Source organism: Streptosporangium sp. CA-135522 (assembly GCF_050949235.1).
In the GTDB taxonomy this organism is placed as follows: domain Bacteria; phylum Actinomycetota; class Actinomycetes; order Streptosporangiales; family Streptosporangiaceae; genus Streptosporangium.
Window position 1 is genome coordinate 8,070,122 of the sequence record NZ_CP192026.1, and the last position, 15,657, is coordinate 8,085,778.

Here is a 15,657-nt window from a genome sequence, read left to right on the forward strand (position 1 = left end):
GCGGGGTGAAGCGGGGGCCGACCATGATCCACCGACAGGGCTCGACGACCTTTCGCAGGTCAGGCCTCCGGGTCGGTGACCCCGGGTCGGTGACCCCGGCAAAATCGAGGCCAGGCCTCCGGGTCGGTGACCCCGGCGGAATCGAGGTCAGGCCTCCTTGTCGGTGACCCCGGCGGAATCGAAGGTCGCCACTTCGTGCATCACCCTGACGGCCGCGCAGACGAGCGGGTGGGCGAGCAGACCTCCGGTGCCCTCTCCGAGCCGCAGTTCCAGCTCGACCAGGGGGCGCAGGCCCAGGTGGGCGAGCGCGACGGCGTGGCCGGGCTCGGCCGAACGGTGTCCGGCCACACAGTGGTCCACCACGTCGGGAGCCAGCCCGGCAGCCGCCAGAGCCGCGGAACCCGCGATGACGCCGTCGAGGATGACCGGCACCCCGAGCGCCGCCGCGCCCAGGACGAATCCGGCGATCGCCGCGTGCTCCAGCCCGCCGACCGCGGCCAGGATCTCCAGCGCGGACCTCGCCCGGCCCTCCCCGGACGCGTTCCGCAGCCCCGCCGCCACCGAGCCGTCCGACGCGCCGTCCTCTGACGCGCCGTCCGCCAGGCCGTTGACCCGCAGGGCCCGCCGGACCACCTCGACCTTGCGGGCCAGGGTCTCGTCATCGACCCCGGTGCCCCTGCCGGTCACAGCGGCCGCGTCCTGTCCGGTGAACGCACAGATCAGGGCGGCCGAAGCGGTGGTGTTGGCGATGCCCATGTCGCCGGTGATCAGGCAGCGGGCCCCCTGGTCCACGAGCTGCCGGGCCACGGCGATTCCGGCTTCCAGCGCCGCGACCGTCTGCTCGGCGGTCATCGCCGGGCCGAGGGAGAGATCGGCCGTGCCGTAGGCGACCTTGCTGATCGTCAGGCCCGGCGCGGGGGCGAGGTCGGCGGCCACGCCGACGTCCACGACGGTCACCGACGCGCCGATCTGGGCGGCGAAGGCGTTGGCCACGGCGCCGCCGGCGAGGAAGTTTCCGACCATCTGCACGGTGACCTCCCGGGGCCACGGGGTCACCCCCTGGGCGTGGACGCCGTGGTCGGCGGCGAAGATCGCCAGAGCCGCCGGGGCCGGGAGGGGCGGCGGGCTGACAGCCGCCGCTCCCGCCAGCCGTACGGCCACCTCCTCCAGCACGCCCAGAGCGCCTCGGGGCTTGGTCAGCCGGTCCTGGTGGGCACGGGCCTCGGCGAGGGCCTCCGGGTCGGCGGGCCGGATCGCGGCGACGGTTTGCTCAAGGATGGTCATGGCGTCCAGTGTCTCCTGGAAACCGGATTTCCCGGAAAAAGTCACCACCGGAGGTGGGACCTCCCGGAAGGATCACCAGGCGATGCCGCTGAGCGCCTCCTCGTAGCGCTCGATGACCACGTCGGCCAGGCCCTCACAGTCGCCGATGACGTCGGCACAGCGGACGTCCAGCTCCGGATGGCCCGCGGCGTAGGCCATGGCCTGGGCCCAGACGCGGTCGAGCACGCCGCCCGCGAACAGCAGGTAGGGCACGACGATCACGCGCTTGGCGCCCAGGCGGCGGCAGCGCTCGATGCCGCCGGGCACGCCGGGCGGGGTGAGCGAGACGAAGGCGGTCTCCACGGTCATGTACTCGTGGGCGTGGGTCTCCCAGAACAGGCGGGAGACCCGGTGCACGTCGGCGTTGGCGGCGGGGCTGGTGGAGCCGTCACCGACCAGGACCACGGCCGTCTCGCCGATCTCGATGCGCTCGGGCTCGTCGTCGAGCGGCCCGGCGGCCGCGGGGACCAGGCGGAGGCTGGCGACCTCGGCCGCGGCGTCGGCCAGGCGCTCGGCCAGCAGCGCCAGGATGCGAGGGTCGGAGCCCAGGGGCCGGCCGTAGTCACAGGTGAGCATGGGGTGGCGCTCGTGCTCGCGGGCCATCGCCGCGGGGATGTCGGCGCCGATCCGCATGTCCCCGGTGAGGCTCAGCGGAAGGGCGACCATGCGGTGGTGCCCGTGCGCGACCAGCGAGGCGATCGAGTCGCTCAGGCGCGGCCTCGCCCGGGAGATGTAGCCGCCCGACACGGCGGCCGCCGTCTGGTCCAGGCGGCAGCGGAGCCGGTGGACGAACCTGCCGAATTCAGCAGATCCGTTGTCATCGTGTGAGCCCTGCCCGATGAGCAGCAGCGGCGGCTTCATAGAAACGGGACTCCAATGACCTTGACCTGGGAATACGCAACGGCGACTCGCGAGGATATCCGATAACGCCGCGACATGGACAGGTAACGGATCGGCAAAGTTTGATAGGTCACACTCGGAAGGATCGCGCGGCGGCGGCGTGCCGAGCGGTGCCCGGCGACCCGCCCCGATCAGGTCGTGTCGGTCCTGAGCAGGCCGAACACCACGACGTCGTGCGGACCGTCCTCCTCCATCTCCGCGGCGCGCAGCACTCCTTCCCGAATGAATCCGGCTTTCTCCGCGACCCGGAGGGAGGCGGTGTTGTCCAGGTTCACGCGAAGCTCGATCCGGCGCAGGTCCGTGGTCTCGAACAGCCGGCGGGCCAGGCCGCGTACGGCCTCGGGGGCGTAGCCGCGTCCCCGGTGCAGCGGGTGCACGCCGTATCCGACCTCGGTGGTTCCGGCTCCCCACAGGGTCTTGAACAGGCTGATCGCGCCCACGACGAGCCCGTCGGCGTCCATCGCCAGATGGACGCCCTGACCGGATCGGTACAGCTCGTGCACGCCGTGGGAGAGCCACTGGGAGATGCCGGACACGTGGCCGGGCGCGCCCGGCGGGAGGAAGGCGTGGCGCGCCTCGATCACGGCACGGATCCGGTCGGCGTCGGCCGGGGCGAACGGGCGGAGCGTGAGCCGATCGGTCCTGACGGAGAAGCCCTGTATCAACGCGGTCACTCGCACTCCTCGCCACGAAAACGGGTGCCTCCCAGCTCACCCCAGACCGGGGTGCCCGCGCAACCGGATGTTCGCCCATGAAGGACGGGTAGGGGCCTGGCCCGAACGCGAAAGGGGCGACGACCATGGAACGAGGAAGCGCCGAGCACGGCCCGCGCCTGGACGAACGGCAAAAGCACGAGACCGGGGACTCGCCCGGGGCGCAGGGCCCGCGCATGCCGAGGAGCAGGGCGCGCCCGGCTCGGTGATCGGCACCGTCCGGTCCCTGCCGGAGCGGGCCTTCGCCAACCTGGCGGACGTGGCCGAGACGTTCGGGTACGGCAAGGAGGAGAAGGGCCGGCGCTGAGGGTCAGCGGACGATCACCACCTCCAGCGTGCGCGGGCCGTGCACGCCCTCGACGCGGTTCAACTCGATGTCGCTGGTCGCCGACGGGCCGCTGATCCAGGTCAGCGGCCGGGCCGGGTCGAGCCTTCCGACGGCTTCCGGCACGCTCGCGACGATCTGCCCGGCCCGCACCACGCACAGGTGGTAGTCCGGCACCAGGGTCAGCGCCCGCCGTCCCTGCCCGGGGCCGGCGTCCAGCACGATCGTGCCGGTCTCGGCGATCCCCACCGCGCAGGCGGTGACCACTGCGCCCGCCGCGTCCAGCTGCGCCGCGCTCAGCACCGGGTCATCGGTGATCGGCTCCGGCGGCGTCCACTCCGGCGGCAGGCCCGCCGGTACGACCGGCCGGGCGACTCCCCGCCGTGCCAGCGCCGCCGCGATCGCGCCGGCCGTCTCGTCCGCCTCCACCACGTGCACGACGGCCCGGTAGTCGGCGACGCGCTCGGCGAACAGCTCGACGATCCCGTCCCGATCGGACGACGTGCGGTAGGCGCGGGTGATCTCGACCTCCGGCGCCCCCGCCACGGCCGCGCGGATCCTCTCCAGGATCAGCTCCCTGCTCGTGGCGCCCGTGCCCGTCCCGGGTCCTCTCCGGGAGCCCGGAGCCGGTCCCGCGGCCCACACTCCCGGGTGCTGTCCGGCCGCTCCGCCGCTCATCGGGCACCTCCGTCGGTACGGTTCCACCAGTCGCGGAAGGACTCGGCGGGAATGTCGGGGACGTCGCGGGTGTCGGTCCAGCCGGCCAGCGGGCCGGGCAGGCGCCTGGGAACGAACCTGCGCAGGCGGCCGCCGAGGCGCTGGGCGCCGGCCAGCCGCGCCGGGCGGTCGAGCACCCAGCCGGCGGCGCGCATGCCCAGCCGTTCGGCTCGCGGATGGCGGGCCTTGCCACGCAGATGGACGAGGACCTCGGGGATGTCGATCGCCACCGGGCAGGCCTCGAAGCAGGCGCCGCACAGCGTGGAGGCATAGGGCAGGGAGGCGTCGAGCGCGGAGCCCATGCCACGCAGCTGCGGGGTGAGGATCGCGCCGATCGGTCCAGGATAGACCGAGCCGTAGGCGTGACCGCCCGCACGCTCGTAGACCGGGCACACGTTCAGGCAGGCCGAGCAGCGGATGCAGCGCAGCGCCTGGCGGCCGACCTCGTCGGCGAGGACCCGGGTGCGGCCGTTGTCGAGCAGGACCAGGTGGAACTCCTGGCCCTCGACCGCTCCGGTCCAGGTGGAGGTGTAGGGGTTCATCCGCTCGCCGGTGGAGCTGCGGGGCAGCAGCTGGAGGAAGACCTCCAGGTCCCGCCAGCTCGGCAGGAGCTTCTCGATGCCCACCACGCTGATCAGCGTCTCCGGCAGGGTCAGGCACATCCGGCCGTTGCCCTCGGACTCCAGCACGACCAGCGTCCCGGTCTCGGCGATCATGAAGTTCGCGCCGGAGATGGCGACCTTGCTGGACAGGAAGCGTTCCCGCAGGTGGAGACGGGCGGCCTCGGCCAGCGCGCGGGGGTCGTCGGTCAGCCCCTCGGGCGCCGCACGGCCGTAGGAGGCCATCTTCTCCCGGAAGATCTCGCGGATCTCCGAGCGGTTGCGGTGGATCGCGGGGACCAGGATGTGGGATGGCCAGTCATCGCCGAGCTGCACGATCAGCTCGGCCAGATCGGTCTCGTAGGCGGCGATGCCCTCCCGCTGGAGAGCCTCGTTGAGGCCGATCTCCTGGGTGGCCATCGACTTGACCTTGACCACGCTGGTCTCGCCGGTCGCCTTGACGAGGCCGGCGACGATCCGGTTGGCCTCCTCGGCGTCGGCCGCCCAGTGGACGTGGCCGCCGGCCGCCGTGACCGCCTCCTCCAGCTGGAGGAGGTAGCGGTCGAGGTCGCGCAGGGTGTGGTCCTTGATCTCCTTGCCCGCGGCCCTGAGCTCGGCCCAGTCGGGCAGCTCGGCCACCACGGAGGCCCGCTTGGCGCGGATGGTGTGCGTGGCCTTGCGCAGGTTGAACCTCAGCTGCGAGTCCTGTACGGCGGCCGCGGCGTTCCGGGGGAACGCGGGCATCCCGAGGAACGTCCCGCTCCCGCTCATCGCGTGGCCTCCGTGGCGGCGAGGATCTCGGCGAGGTGCATGATCCGGACACCGGCGCGCTGGCGTCCGAGGGTCCCTCCGATGTGCATCAGGCAGGAGTTGTCCGCGGCGCAGAGCACCTCGGCGCCGGTGGAGGTGACGTTGCGCACCTTGTCGCCGCACATGGCGGCCGAGATGGCCGGGTTCTTCACCGCGAAGGTGCCGCCGAAGCCGCAGCACTCCTCGGCGCCGGGGAGCGGGACCAGCTCCAGACCTCTGACCTGCTCCAGCAGCCGGGTCGGGCGGTCGCCCAGGTGAAGGCCGCGCAGGGAGTGACAGGTCGGGTGGTAGGTGACCCGATGGGGGAAGTAGGCGCCGACGTCGGTGACGCCGAGGACGTCGACCAGGAACTCGGAGAGGTCGTGGACCTTCGGCGTCAGCTCGGCGACCTCGTCGGCGAAGGAGGCGGGGCCGCCCGGCGTGGGGGCGCGCCCGCCCGCGGAGGAGCTCCGCGTCACCGCCTGCGTCGCCGCCCGTGTTCCCGCGGCGGCGGTGGCGCCGGCCGTCGCCCGGGCCAGCCGGGGGTACTGCTCGCGGACCATCGCGGCGCACGAACCCGACGGGGCGACGATCGCGTCGTATCCGGCGAAGACGTCCACGAAGTGCCGCGCCAGCCGCCTTCCCTCGTCGGGGTATCCGGTGTTGACGTGCATCTGGCCACAGCAGGTCTGCGCCTGGGGGAACTCGACGTCACATCCGAGGCGGCGCAGCAGCGTCACGACCGCCCGCCCGGTGCCGGGAAACAGCGTGTCGTTCACGCAGGTGATGAACAGGGCGACGCGCACGGCGCTCCTTCCGTTCTATGGTCTGACCACAGTATGGTCTGACCATATTTCGCCACAAGAGGAGGGCCCTTGAACGGATGGCAGCCCGTCCGGCGCACCCGGGCGTTCGAGGATGTGATCGCCCGGATCGAGGAGCGCATCGCGGACGACGGGCTCACGGTCGGCGACCGCCTGCCGGGCGAGCGCCAGCTCGCCGAGCAGCTGCGGGTGAGCCGGTCGTCGGTGCGCGAGGCGATGCGCGTGCTGGAGACGTTGGGCGTGGTGGCCTCGCAGGTCGGGCGGGGACCCGACGCGGGAGCCGTGCTCATCTCACGGCCCGCCGGAGCCCTGACCGACCTGCTGCGCCTCCACCTCGGCCTGTCGAGCCTGTCACTCGAGGAGGTCATCGACGCCCGGCTGATGATCGAGCAGTGGTCCGCCGCGCGCGCCGCCGGCCACGGCGCCGACCTGTCGGCCCTGGGTCGCGCGCTGGAGCTGATGGAGGGCGCGAGGACCGCCGAGGATTTCGTCGAGCACGACATCGCCTTCCACGTCGCCATCGCCGAGGCCTCGGGAAACCGCCTGATCGCCGCCATGATGCGCTCGCTGCGCGACTCGGTCCGCCGCTACGCCGTCGAGGCGGTCGAACGCCTCGGCGACACGAGGGAGCTCATGGCCGATCATCGCCGGATCCACCGGGCCATCGCCTCCGGCGACCGCGCGGAGGCGTCGGCCGCCGTACAGGCCCATCTGCGGCGTGCCTATCCGGACGTCTCATGGGCGCCGGGGCCCGACGAGTCCGGGTTCGAGGATCGAGTCCGGGCCGAGGAACGAGCTGGGACCGACGAACGAGGCGGGCGCGGTGAACGAGGGCGGCCGGACGGAGTCGGCTGACCGGCAGGTCGCGCCGGAACAGGCCACCAGGGCGTCGAGCTGCTGGTTGAACTCGGCGATCACCGTGGGCGGGACCTTGGCGGCGAGGTTGTGGAGCTGGTAGGGATCCTCGATGTTGTCGTAGAGCTGGTATTCGCCGGTCGAGTAGCGGACGAAGGTGTTGCGGGCGGTCCGCATGCCCTGGTAGGCCGGGACCGGGGTCTGCCGGGCCGACTTCTCACTGGTCGGGCGGTAGAACTCCAGCAGGACGTTCTGCCGCCACGGGGAGGGTGTCCGGCCGCGCAGGAGCGGCAGCAGGGACCTGCCCTCGGTGAAGTCCGGCAGCTGGGCCCCGGCCAACTCGGCGAAGGTGGGGGCGAGGTCCACGTTGGCGCTCAGGTCGCCGATGACGCCACCGGGCGCGATGCCCGGCCCCCGGACCACGAGGGGCACCTTGATCGACTCGTCGAACGGCGTCGTCTTCCCCTGGGCGAGGCGGTGCTGGCCCAGGTGGAACCCGTTATCGGAGCCGAAAAATATATAGGTGTTCTCCAGTTTTCCGGTGGCTCTCAGAGTCTCGATCAGGGCGCCGACCATGTCGTCCACCCCGAGCATGGCCCGGAGCCGGCGGCGGTAGCGCTCGTCGATGCCCTGGATCGTCCGGGCGCTGAACCTGGGGCGCGAGTTCAGCCAGTGAGGCTCGTCCGTCACGTCGATCTGGTCGAAGGACGGGGTCCGGGGAGCGATGGCGTCGGCGAAGTCGCCGGCGTGCCGGGGCGCGAAGTTGGCCGGGTTGTGCGGGGCGATCGGGGCGAGGTAGAGGAAGAACGGCTCGGAGCCCTGCTGGGAGACGAACGCGCCGGCCTTCTGGCTGAGCACGTCGGTCAGGTAGTCCTCCGGGGCGAGGCCATGGGCCGTCAGCACACCGTTCTCGTTGAGCGTGTAGTCGTACTCGTTGTAGAGATGGCGCACCGGGACGTCCCACTCGTCCCAGCCCGGCGGCACGTACGTGGGCTCGGCGGAGCCCCCGGGATAGTGGTTGAGGTATTTGCCCATCAACCCGGTGCGGTAGCCGGCCGATTTCATCCAGACGCCGAGCGTGGAACGTTCCAGATCGGAGTCATGGAATTTCGTGAAGCCGCCCTCGGGCGCGGTGTTGGTCAGCACGCCGTGGCTGTGAACGTACTGGGAGCGCAGGATCGACGAACGCGAGGGACAGCACCAGGAGTTGGTCACGAAGAACTGCTGGAAGCCGGCGCCTTGGCGGACGAGCTGGTTCCAGATGTTCGGAAATTTCTGCAGATCCCCTGCATCCAGGTCATCGGCGAGGATGAAAATGATGTTCGGCTGTCCGGTGATCTGCGCCGTGGCGGGAGCGACCCCTGAGGCGCAGAGGACGGCGAGCAACATCAAATACAGGGTCTTGCGGACAGCGTTGACCACAGGTTCTCGTTTCCCAGAATGGTGAATTTCGACACCTCACTCTCGACCGGCCAAGCTAGAACATGTTCTAATCACGATGCCCGTCATCCGCCTGGAGGCTTCCGTGAGCACCGATCTGAAGCTTGGCCTGAACCTTGGTTACTGGCAGCGCGCCGCCGATGACGCCACCGAGCTCGTCCAGACGGCGGAACGGCTGGGCTACGACTCCGTCTGGACCGCGGAGGCCTACGGTAGCGATGCCTTCACCCCTTTGGCCTGGTACGGCGCGCGGACTTCCCGTATCAAGCTGGGCACCTCCGTGGTGCAGATCTCGGCCAGGACCCCGGTGGCGACCGCGATGACCGCGATGACGCTGGATCATCTGACCGGCGGGCGGCTGCTGCTGGGCGTCGGCGCCTCGGGGCCCCAGGTGGTCGAGGGCTGGTACGGCAGGCCGTTCCCCAGGCCGCTCGCCCGCACCCGCGAGTACGTGGAGATCATGCGCAAGGTCTGGCGCCGCGAGGAACCGGTGACCAGTGACGGCGAGCACTACCCGCTCCCCTACCCGGGCGGGGCGAAGCTCGGCAAGCCGCTGAAGCTGATCACCCGTCCGCTGCGTGAGGAGATCCCGCTCTACCTTGGCGCCGAGGGCCCCAAGAACGTGGCCCTCGCCGGCGAGATCGCCGACGGCTGGCTGCCGCTGTTCGTGTTCCCGGAGAAGATCGAGCGGATGTACGGCCCCTCCCTGGCCGGAGCCGGGCCGGACTTCGACATCGCCGCCATGGTCATGACGCTGATCACCGACGACGTCAAGGCGGCGCTGGACGGCGTGAAGATGATGCTGACCCTCTACATCGGCGGCATGGGCGCCAAGGGCCGCAACTTCCACGCCGACATCATCGGCAGGATGGGCTACGCCGAGACCGCCGAGGAGATCCAGGCGCTTTACCTGGCCGGCCGGAAGGACGAGGCCTTCAACGCCGTCCCGGACGAGCTGGCCGACGGCATCTCCCTGGTGGGCCCGGTGGAGAGGATCCGCGAGCGCCTGGAGCCGTGGCGCAGGAGCCCGGTCACCAGCCTGCTGGTGATGGGCCCTCGCGACGAGACCTCGCTGAGGACGATCCGCGACCTCGTCCTGGGCTGACCGCGGTCGCCGGGAGCCCGCGCCGCGCGGGCGGAGCCGCACCACGGGGAGGAGCCGGCGGAGGAGGGGGCCTCCTCATCCGCCGACTCCGTCCCGGTGAGCGGCACCTGTGACCATGTGGTGCGCCCCGTCGGCGGGGAACTCCCGGGCGGAAGGTCTGCGCCCGCCGCGTAAGGCCCGGCCCCACGGCTCCTTCCGGCTCCGGGGTCCCCCTCCACCTGACGGTAACGATCCACCGGCATATTTGCAACTTTCCCTACCCGCTAAATAGGAATAGCTAGTCCGGGCGGGGCGCGGGGTCGGCGGTGACGGAGCGCAGGAGCGGGGCGCTGGCGGCTCCGGCGCCGACCACCCCGGCGAAACCGAGCGTCACGCAGGTGAACAGGGTGATCACACCGGTGACGTTCATCGAAAAGGCGGCGAACGGGATGGCGCAGAACACCCCGACCGCGATGGCGCCGCCGCCCATGACCGTCAGCGGGATGAGCGTCTCGGCGCGGCGGGCCCTGTTCAGCACCTCCAGCGGAGTGCCCGCCAGGCGGAGCAGCGCGTAGGTCTGCCTGCGGTCCAGGACCGAGGAGGCGGCGGTGATCCCGGCACTGGCGATCGCGACCAGGAACGAGACCGCGAGCACGGTGACCGTTCCGGTGCCGATGTCACCGATGAGCCGGACGTTGAACCACTCCTCGTCGGCGGCCGAGGTGGCGCCGTGCCCGGGCACCAGGCCGTCGAGCGCGGTGCGCGCCCGGTCGGTCGTCGCGGCGTCGCGCTCCTGGAGAGAGAAGGTGAGCACCTTGGTCCCGCCGTCGCCGCCGACGTCGATCCTGGCGGGCAGCCCCGCCGCCGACAGCCGCTCGCGGGCCTCGGCGGTGACCGCGGCCACCTTCGAAGAGGGGACCGACAGGTGCAGGGCGGTGGCGTCGGCGCCTCCGAACAGACCGCTGTCCGGGCTGAGGAGGCCGATGAACCCGGCCACGAACCCGGTCATGGCGACACCGCTCACCGTCCGCCAGGCGGCCCTGGGGTCGTCCACCAGGCGGCGCCCGGCCAGCAGGCGGGCCGGGCGGCGGGCGGTGCGCGCGATGATCCGGCCGAGCATGCCGATCACCCACGGACCGGCCAGGTTGATGGCCAGGAAGGCGAGGCCCAGGACGACGGCGATCACCCCGACGCCGACGTTCATGCCGAGCGTGGGCACCACGGCGAGGATCACCAGCAGGGCGACGACCCGGACGAAACGCATCGCCGGGGGCGTCTCCCGTTTGGCGACGCCGAGCGGGCTGACCACGACCCGGCGCAGGCCGATCACCGCCGACAGGCCGACCAGCAGCGGCACGGCCACCAGGACGGCGAGTACGGCGAGCGCACCTGGCCACATGTCGGACAGGAACCAGGAGCCGCCCCCGATCTCGATCCCGGTGAGCAGCGGGACGGCCAGGCCGTACAGTACCCCGCCCAGCACCGCTCCGCCGAAGGCGGTGATCACCGCCTCGGCGACGGTCATCGCGACCACCTGCCCGGGAGTCGCGCCCACCAGCCGGAGCGCGGCCAGGCGCTGGTCGCGGCGGGCCACGGTGAGCCTGGCCGCCGCGCCGCCGAACACCAGCAGCGGAACGACCATGAGCACGCTCGCGATCAGCCCGAGCGCCTTGTAGCCCTCCGCGTCGGACGTCGTCTGCCCGGTGAAGCCGGAGACCTTCATGGGCGCGACACCGGCGCGCGGATCGTCCGACGACCTGGCGGCCATCGCCGGGGAGTCCGGCGTCTGGCCGCGGACCGCGACGAGCTCGCCGGGGTGGACGAGGGCCTCGTCGCCGATCGTCCCGGCCACCTTCCCGGGGAAGCGGCCGGCGAGCTGGCCGGCCGGGAGCCTGTGGGCCAGCTCGGCCAGCGCCGGGGAGAACCAGACCTCTCCCGGCGCGGGGAAGCGGGCCAGGCCGGGCGGCGGGGCGGCGCCCGGCTTCAGCGCCGCCAGGTCCACGACGGTGATCTGCCGGTCGCGCACGTAGTCCTTGCGCACGGCCTCGATCGCCACGGCGTCGCCCGTGGCCTTGACCGGGTTGCGCCACGCCTCCCGGTCGGCCCGGCCCTGGAAGGCGAGGTTGGCCGTCACGGCGAACAGCAGCAGCGTGGTGGAGACCGCCACCGCCACGACGGTCAGCCCCGCGCCCAGCAGACCGCGGCGGCCGCCGCCGCGCAGCAGCCGCCAGGTCAGTCCCATCAGCCCGCTCATCCGTTCACCCCGGGAAGCATCCGGGTCTCCGGCTCTGCCGTGGCGTCCCGGCCGTGAGACTCCCGCGTGGCGTCGTGCGGGAGCCGCCCGTCGTGGCCGGCGAACGGGTGGGGCCCGTCGTGATCGGGAGAGGGCCGGGCGCCGTGCCGGGTGGGGAGGATCTGACCGTCGCGGACCTCGACCACCCGGTCGCACCAGCGGGCCACCTCCGGGTCGTGGGTGACGACCACCAGCGAGGCGCCGTTGTGCTTGGTGGCGTCCACCAGCAGGCGCATCGTGTCCTGGCCGGTGCCCTGGTCGAGCGCACCGGTCGGCTCGTCGGCGAAGATCACCGCGGGCCGGGTGACCAGCGCGCGGGCGATCGCCACCCGCTGCGCCTGGCCTCCGGAGAGCTCGCCGGGGCGACGGCCCTCCATGCCGCCGAGGCCGAGCGGGCCGAACCACTCGCGGGCCTGCCGTACGGCGTCGGCACGGGAGACGTTGCCGAGCATGAGCGGCAGCGCCACGTTCTCCTCGGCCGGCAGCTCGGGCAGGAGCTGGCCGAACTGGAACACGAAGCCGAAACGGGTGCGGCGCAGCGCGCTGCGCTCCCGCTCGCCCATCGTGTCGACGCGCCGACCGAGCAGGTTCACCTCCCCCGCGTCCGGCTTCATGATCCCGGCGAGGCAGTGCAACAGGGTCGACTTGCCCGACCCGCTCGGTCCCATGATCGCCACGGCCTCGCCGCCGTGGACGGCCAGCCCGACGCCGCCCAGCGCCACGGTCGGGCCGAACCGCTTGACCAGACCGATCCCTTCAAGAACAACACTCATGCCGACGACCCTCCCGCTCCGGGGCGTCGCGGCGGATCGGCCGACCGTCGGATTCGCCTGCGGGAGCATCGTCCGAAAGTCGGATGGTCCGTGACGAGCTGGCAGAATCCATCAGGTGACGATTCGGGTGCTCATCGCTGACGACCAAATGCTGGTGCGGAGCGGGTTCCAGATGATTCTGGACGCACAGGAGGACATGGAGGTCGTGGCGACCGCCGGTGACGGCGCCGAGGCGGTCGAACACGCCAGGAGGCTCCGGCCCGACGTGTGCCTGCTCGACATCCGGATGCCCAAGCTCGACGGCCTTGAGGCCACCCGGATCCTGGCCGGCCCCGGGGTGCCCGATCCGATGCGGGTGGTCATCGTCACGACCTTCGACCTGGACGAATACGTCTACGGGGCGCTGCGCGCGGGCGCGACCGGCTTCCTGCTCAAGGACAGCGGGCCGACGCTGCTGATCGAGGCGATCCGGGCCGCGGCGGCCGGGGACGCGCTGGTGTCGCCGTCGGTGACCGTGCGCCTGCTCGAACACCTGGCCCACCCCCGAGCCGGCGCCGCCCGGCCGGTCGGCGAGCCGCTCACCGAGCGCGAGCTGGACGTCGTGCGCCTGGTCGCCCGGGGCCGCACCAACCAGGAGGTCGCCGCGGAGCTGTTCGTCTCGCTGTCGACGATCAAGACGCATCTGGGAAGCATCCAGGCGAAGCTCGGCGCCAGGAACCGGGTGGAGATCGCGGCCTGGGCGTGGGAGTCGGGCGTGGTGAGCTGATCCGCCGGAGGCGGGGAGCTGATTAGCCATGGGGCTGACGGGATAGGAAAAGGGCAGATCCTTCAGCGCATGCCGGGGGGAGATATACATGCGCTTCGTCCCATCTCTTCACAAAAAGTCCGCTTTGGCGGTCTACGTTTCTCTCTCCGCTCAGGTGACGGCCGTCGCCGCCCTGGTGGTGTTCGAACAGGTCCGCGGCAGGCGGCTGGCCGGAGAGATCTCGGCACTCGGCGGCGACCCCCACGCCTCCGGTGCCCAGGCTCTCGTCGGCGCGGTCACCGTCTTCGCCGTCCTGATGCTGCTCGTCGTCGCAACCACGATCACCGCCGCCGCCACCTACCTGACCTGGCTGGTCCAGGCCCGGCGGAGCGCCGCCCCCGGCGCCGGCGCCGCCCCGGCGCTGGCCGGCTGGTTTCTTCCCGCGGTCAACCTGGTCGCCCCGCCGATGCTGGTGCATCGCCTCTGGCGGGCCTGCCGGCCACCGGCGAACCGGCGCGCCCGCTGGGTGGCGCTGCTCACCGCCTGGTGGCTGAGCTGGCTGGCCACGCTCGCCCTGATCCTGGTACGGCTGCCGCTCGACACCGCTCCGGGCGACACCGACCTGACCGGCCTCGGCCCGACCGAGCTGGCCGCCGTCGCGACCTCCGCCCTGCTGTGCGCGGCGACCGTCCGATGGATCACCCGGATCCAGACCGCCGGCGCCCGGCACCACCGCCGAGCCCAGGCGGTCCCGGTCGCGTCCCAGGGTGCCCCGCAGGTTCTCACGAGGCAGGTGTCCGCACGGTAGGGCCCGTCACGCCGGACACCGGCCCGGCCGCCGACTCACGCATCGGTCCGGGTGCCGGGCGCGGGACGACGGCGGGGTGGGGTGTCGGTCCCGTACCCGCATCAGACGACGACGGGACGTCGGTCCTCCGCCCCGCATCAGACGACGGGACCCGTCCTCCGCCCGCATTCAGACGACGGCGGGGCGGGCGTCAGTCCCACGCCCGCATCAGCAGCCAACCCTCGCCGGCGGTGTCGAAGCGAAGCTCGTAGGTGCCGGGCCGGCCGCCGGAGCCGGCCTCGACCCGCCAGAACCGGCGCTCCCCCGGATCGCCCTCCGAGGTCTTCCACCACTCCCGCGAGACCACCCAGTGGTCCACGACCCGGCGGACGGCGTGCAGCCGGTCACGCCAGACGAACTGGACGGGCTGCCCCTGACGGGTCCACACCTCGATCGGGTCCCCGTAAAGTCTGCTCACGACGCCTCTCCCCGCGGATTTCGGACGGACACCCGGGGGAAGACGGGCCATGCCGTATCGAACATACGTTCTCACGGGGTGGAGCGCAAGTCCCCCACCTGCCGCACCAGTGGATTGGCGTCCACCGAGTTGCGGATGCTGAACGTCACGCTGCCCGCACGGTAGCGGTCGTCGGACCACTCGACCGGGCGGCCCTCGTGGGTGGTGGTGACCCGCCGCTGGCGCAGCAACGGGCTGCCCCGCCGTACGGCCAGCAGCCGGGAGTCCTCGACCCCGGCCGCGACCGCGTCGATGAGATGCTCACCGTAGGCGAAGACGAGGCCGACGCCGTCGTAGAGGGCCTGGGTGATCGACTCGCACTCGGGGTCGATCCGTTCGACGGCCGGGGCGATCCATCCCGCGTAGACGGTCCGCTCCAGCAGCACCGGCTCGCCTTCGAGCGAGCGGAGCCGCAGCACCGACAGCACCGGCTCGCCCGGCTGGAGTGCCAGCCGTGCCGCCTCGGTGGCGTCCGCGCTCCGGCGACGCTGCCGCAGCACTCGTCCGCTGACCCGATAGCCCATCGTCCGCGCCCACTGCGCGAAGCTGTGCAGCTCGGCGAAGCTCTGACTGCGCTCGCGGCCGAGGACGATGCGTCTGGCCCCCTGCCGGGAGCCGACCAGCCCCTCGGTCGCGAGCACGGCGACCGCCTGGCGGACCGTGCCGCGCGAGGCCGCGAAGCGGACGGCGAGCTCGGCCTCCGAGGGCAGCTGCGCCCCCACGGCGTACTCGCCGCGCACGATCGCATCCCGCAACTCGGCCGCGATCCCCATGTAGCGCGTGGTCACGACCGCCCCCGTCCGGACGCCCGCCGACCGCGCGACCTCGCCTCGCGCCTCAAGCCCGCCCCTCCGCCCTGACCCGGCTCCGGCCAGGAGCTCCCTTTGCTGCGCGCACCGGCCGGCCGACCCGCCCCCACCCTAAGCAAGGCGGAACCGTCCATGAAGTCCCAGCTCCCACATTCCGCTGACGT

The 15,657-nt window shown here is 72.1% G+C and carries 15 protein-coding genes; 4 read left to right on the forward strand and 11 right to left on the reverse strand.

Translation table 11 applies throughout. The features are described 5' to 3' along the window. Positions 1 to 147: 147 nt before the first annotated feature. The 6 genes from ACQPYK_RS38080 to ACQPYK_RS38105 form a co-directional block, all read right to left on the reverse strand. On the reverse strand, positions 148 to 1,284 hold the full coding sequence (locus ACQPYK_RS38080) for a nicotinate-nucleotide--dimethylbenzimidazole phosphoribosyltransferase (protein ID WP_433242444.1): 1,137 nt from the start codon (positions 1,282 to 1,284) through the stop codon (positions 148 to 150). A 72-nt stretch (positions 1,285 to 1,356) separates the two neighbouring features. Then, entirely contained in the window at positions 1,357 to 2,184 is an 828-nt protein-coding gene (locus ACQPYK_RS38085) for a sirohydrochlorin chelatase (RefSeq protein ID WP_433242447.1), read from the reverse strand. Positions 2,185 to 2,354: 170 nt separating this feature from the next. Beyond that, on the reverse strand, positions 2,355 to 2,897 hold the full coding sequence (locus tag ACQPYK_RS38090; protein WP_433242450.1) for a GNAT family N-acetyltransferase: 543 nt from the start codon (positions 2,895 to 2,897) through the stop codon (positions 2,355 to 2,357). Positions 2,898 to 3,246: 349 nt separating this feature from the next. Next, a complete protein-coding gene (locus ACQPYK_RS38095) occupies positions 3,247 to 3,939 on the reverse strand; it encodes a LutC/YkgG family protein (RefSeq protein WP_433242453.1) in 693 nt (230 codons plus the stop codon). Further along, positions 3,936 to 5,348 (reverse strand): lactate utilization protein B, encoded by a 1,413-nt coding sequence (locus ACQPYK_RS38100; protein WP_433242456.1) that lies wholly within the window; start codon positions 5,346 to 5,348, stop codon positions 3,936 to 3,938. Before ACQPYK_RS38100 ends, ACQPYK_RS38095 begins: the two co-directional genes overlap by 4 nt. Then, the gene (locus tag ACQPYK_RS38105; RefSeq protein ID WP_433242459.1) at positions 5,345 to 6,172 is read right to left on the reverse strand and encodes a (Fe-S)-binding protein; all 828 of its coding nucleotides are present in this window, start codon (positions 6,170 to 6,172) and stop codon (positions 5,345 to 5,347) included. The genes ACQPYK_RS38100 and ACQPYK_RS38105 overlap by 4 nt, the downstream gene beginning before the upstream one ends. Before the next feature lie 69 nt (positions 6,173 to 6,241). Between ACQPYK_RS38105 and ACQPYK_RS38110 the strand changes: the two genes are divergently transcribed. Continuing rightward, complete coding sequence (locus tag ACQPYK_RS38110; RefSeq protein ID WP_433242462.1) at positions 6,242 to 7,045, forward strand: FadR/GntR family transcriptional regulator; 804 nt, start codon at positions 6,242 to 6,244, stop codon at positions 7,043 to 7,045. Here the strand turns inward: ACQPYK_RS38110 and ACQPYK_RS38115 are convergent. After that, positions 6,926 to 8,467 (reverse strand): sulfatase family protein, encoded by a 1,542-nt coding sequence (locus tag ACQPYK_RS38115; RefSeq protein WP_433242465.1) that lies wholly within the window; start codon positions 8,465 to 8,467, stop codon positions 6,926 to 6,928. The two genes, ACQPYK_RS38110 and ACQPYK_RS38115, sit on opposite strands and share 120 nt — an antisense overlap. A 103-nt stretch (positions 8,468 to 8,570) precedes the next feature. Here ACQPYK_RS38115 and ACQPYK_RS38120 point away from each other — a divergent pair, with 103 nt between their 5' ends. After that, positions 8,571 to 9,590 (forward strand): LLM class F420-dependent oxidoreductase, encoded by a 1,020-nt coding sequence (locus ACQPYK_RS38120; protein WP_433242468.1) that lies wholly within the window; start codon positions 8,571 to 8,573, stop codon positions 9,588 to 9,590. Positions 9,591 to 9,867: 277 nt separating this feature from the next. Here ACQPYK_RS38120 and ACQPYK_RS38125 read toward each other — a convergent pair whose 3' ends face one another. Both ACQPYK_RS38125 and ACQPYK_RS38130 read right to left on the reverse strand, forming a co-directional pair. Then, complete coding sequence (locus tag ACQPYK_RS38125) at positions 9,868 to 11,823, reverse strand: FtsX-like permease family protein (protein WP_433242471.1); 1,956 nt, start codon at positions 11,821 to 11,823, stop codon at positions 9,868 to 9,870. Then, a complete protein-coding gene (locus ACQPYK_RS38130) occupies positions 11,820 to 12,635 on the reverse strand; it encodes an ABC transporter ATP-binding protein (RefSeq protein ID WP_433242474.1) in 816 nt (271 codons plus the stop codon). Before ACQPYK_RS38130 ends, ACQPYK_RS38125 begins: the two co-directional genes overlap by 4 nt. Positions 12,636 to 12,750: 115 nt before the next feature. Here ACQPYK_RS38130 and ACQPYK_RS38135 point away from each other — a divergent pair, with 115 nt between their 5' ends. Beyond that, positions 12,751 to 13,401 carry a response regulator gene (locus ACQPYK_RS38135; RefSeq protein ID WP_433242477.1) on the forward strand — a complete coding sequence of 217 codons (651 nt, stop codon included), beginning with the start codon at positions 12,751 to 12,753 and terminating at the stop codon, positions 13,399 to 13,401. 124 nt (positions 13,402 to 13,525) lie between these two features. Then, positions 13,526 to 14,188: a DUF4328 domain-containing protein gene (locus ACQPYK_RS38140; protein WP_433242480.1), complete on the forward strand. Its 663-nt coding sequence runs from the start codon at positions 13,526 to 13,528 to the stop codon at positions 14,186 to 14,188. A gap of 190 nt (positions 14,189 to 14,378) precedes the next feature. On the opposite strand, the gene ACQPYK_RS38145 is transcribed toward ACQPYK_RS38140, so the two are convergent. Together ACQPYK_RS38145 and ACQPYK_RS38150 are read right to left on the reverse strand one after the other, a co-directional pair. Beyond that, a complete protein-coding gene (locus ACQPYK_RS38145; protein ID WP_433242483.1) occupies positions 14,379 to 14,645 on the reverse strand; it encodes a DUF6504 family protein in 267 nt (88 codons plus the stop codon). Positions 14,646 to 14,716: 71 nt separating this feature from the next. Beyond that, positions 14,717 to 15,472: a GntR family transcriptional regulator gene (locus ACQPYK_RS38150; protein ID WP_433242486.1), complete on the reverse strand. Its 756-nt coding sequence runs from the start codon at positions 15,470 to 15,472 to the stop codon at positions 14,717 to 14,719. Positions 15,473 to 15,657: the final 185 nt, after the last annotated feature.

Excerpts from the sequence above, each read along its gene's own strand:
- ACQPYK_RS38080 (WP_433242444.1), bottom strand. The coding sequence starts at position 1,284 with ATGACCATCCTTGAGCAAACCGTCGCCGCGATCCGGCCCGCCGACCCG.
- ACQPYK_RS38095 (WP_433242453.1), bottom strand. The coding sequence starts at position 3,939 with ATGAGCGGCGGAGCGGCCGGACAGCACCCGGGAGTGTGGGCCGCGGGA.
- ACQPYK_RS38130 (WP_433242474.1), bottom strand. The coding sequence starts at position 12,635 with ATGAGTGTTGTTCTTGAAGGGATCGGTCTGGTCAAGCGGTTCGGCCCG.
- ACQPYK_RS38085 (WP_433242447.1), bottom strand. The coding sequence starts at position 2,184 with ATGAAGCCGCCGCTGCTGCTCATCGGGCAGGGCTCACACGATGACAAC.
- ACQPYK_RS38125 (WP_433242471.1), bottom strand. The coding sequence starts at position 11,823 with ATGAGCGGGCTGATGGGACTGACCTGGCGGCTGCTGCGCGGCGGCGGC.
- ACQPYK_RS38100 (WP_433242456.1), bottom strand. The coding sequence starts at position 5,348 with ATGAGCGGGAGCGGGACGTTCCTCGGGATGCCCGCGTTCCCCCGGAAC.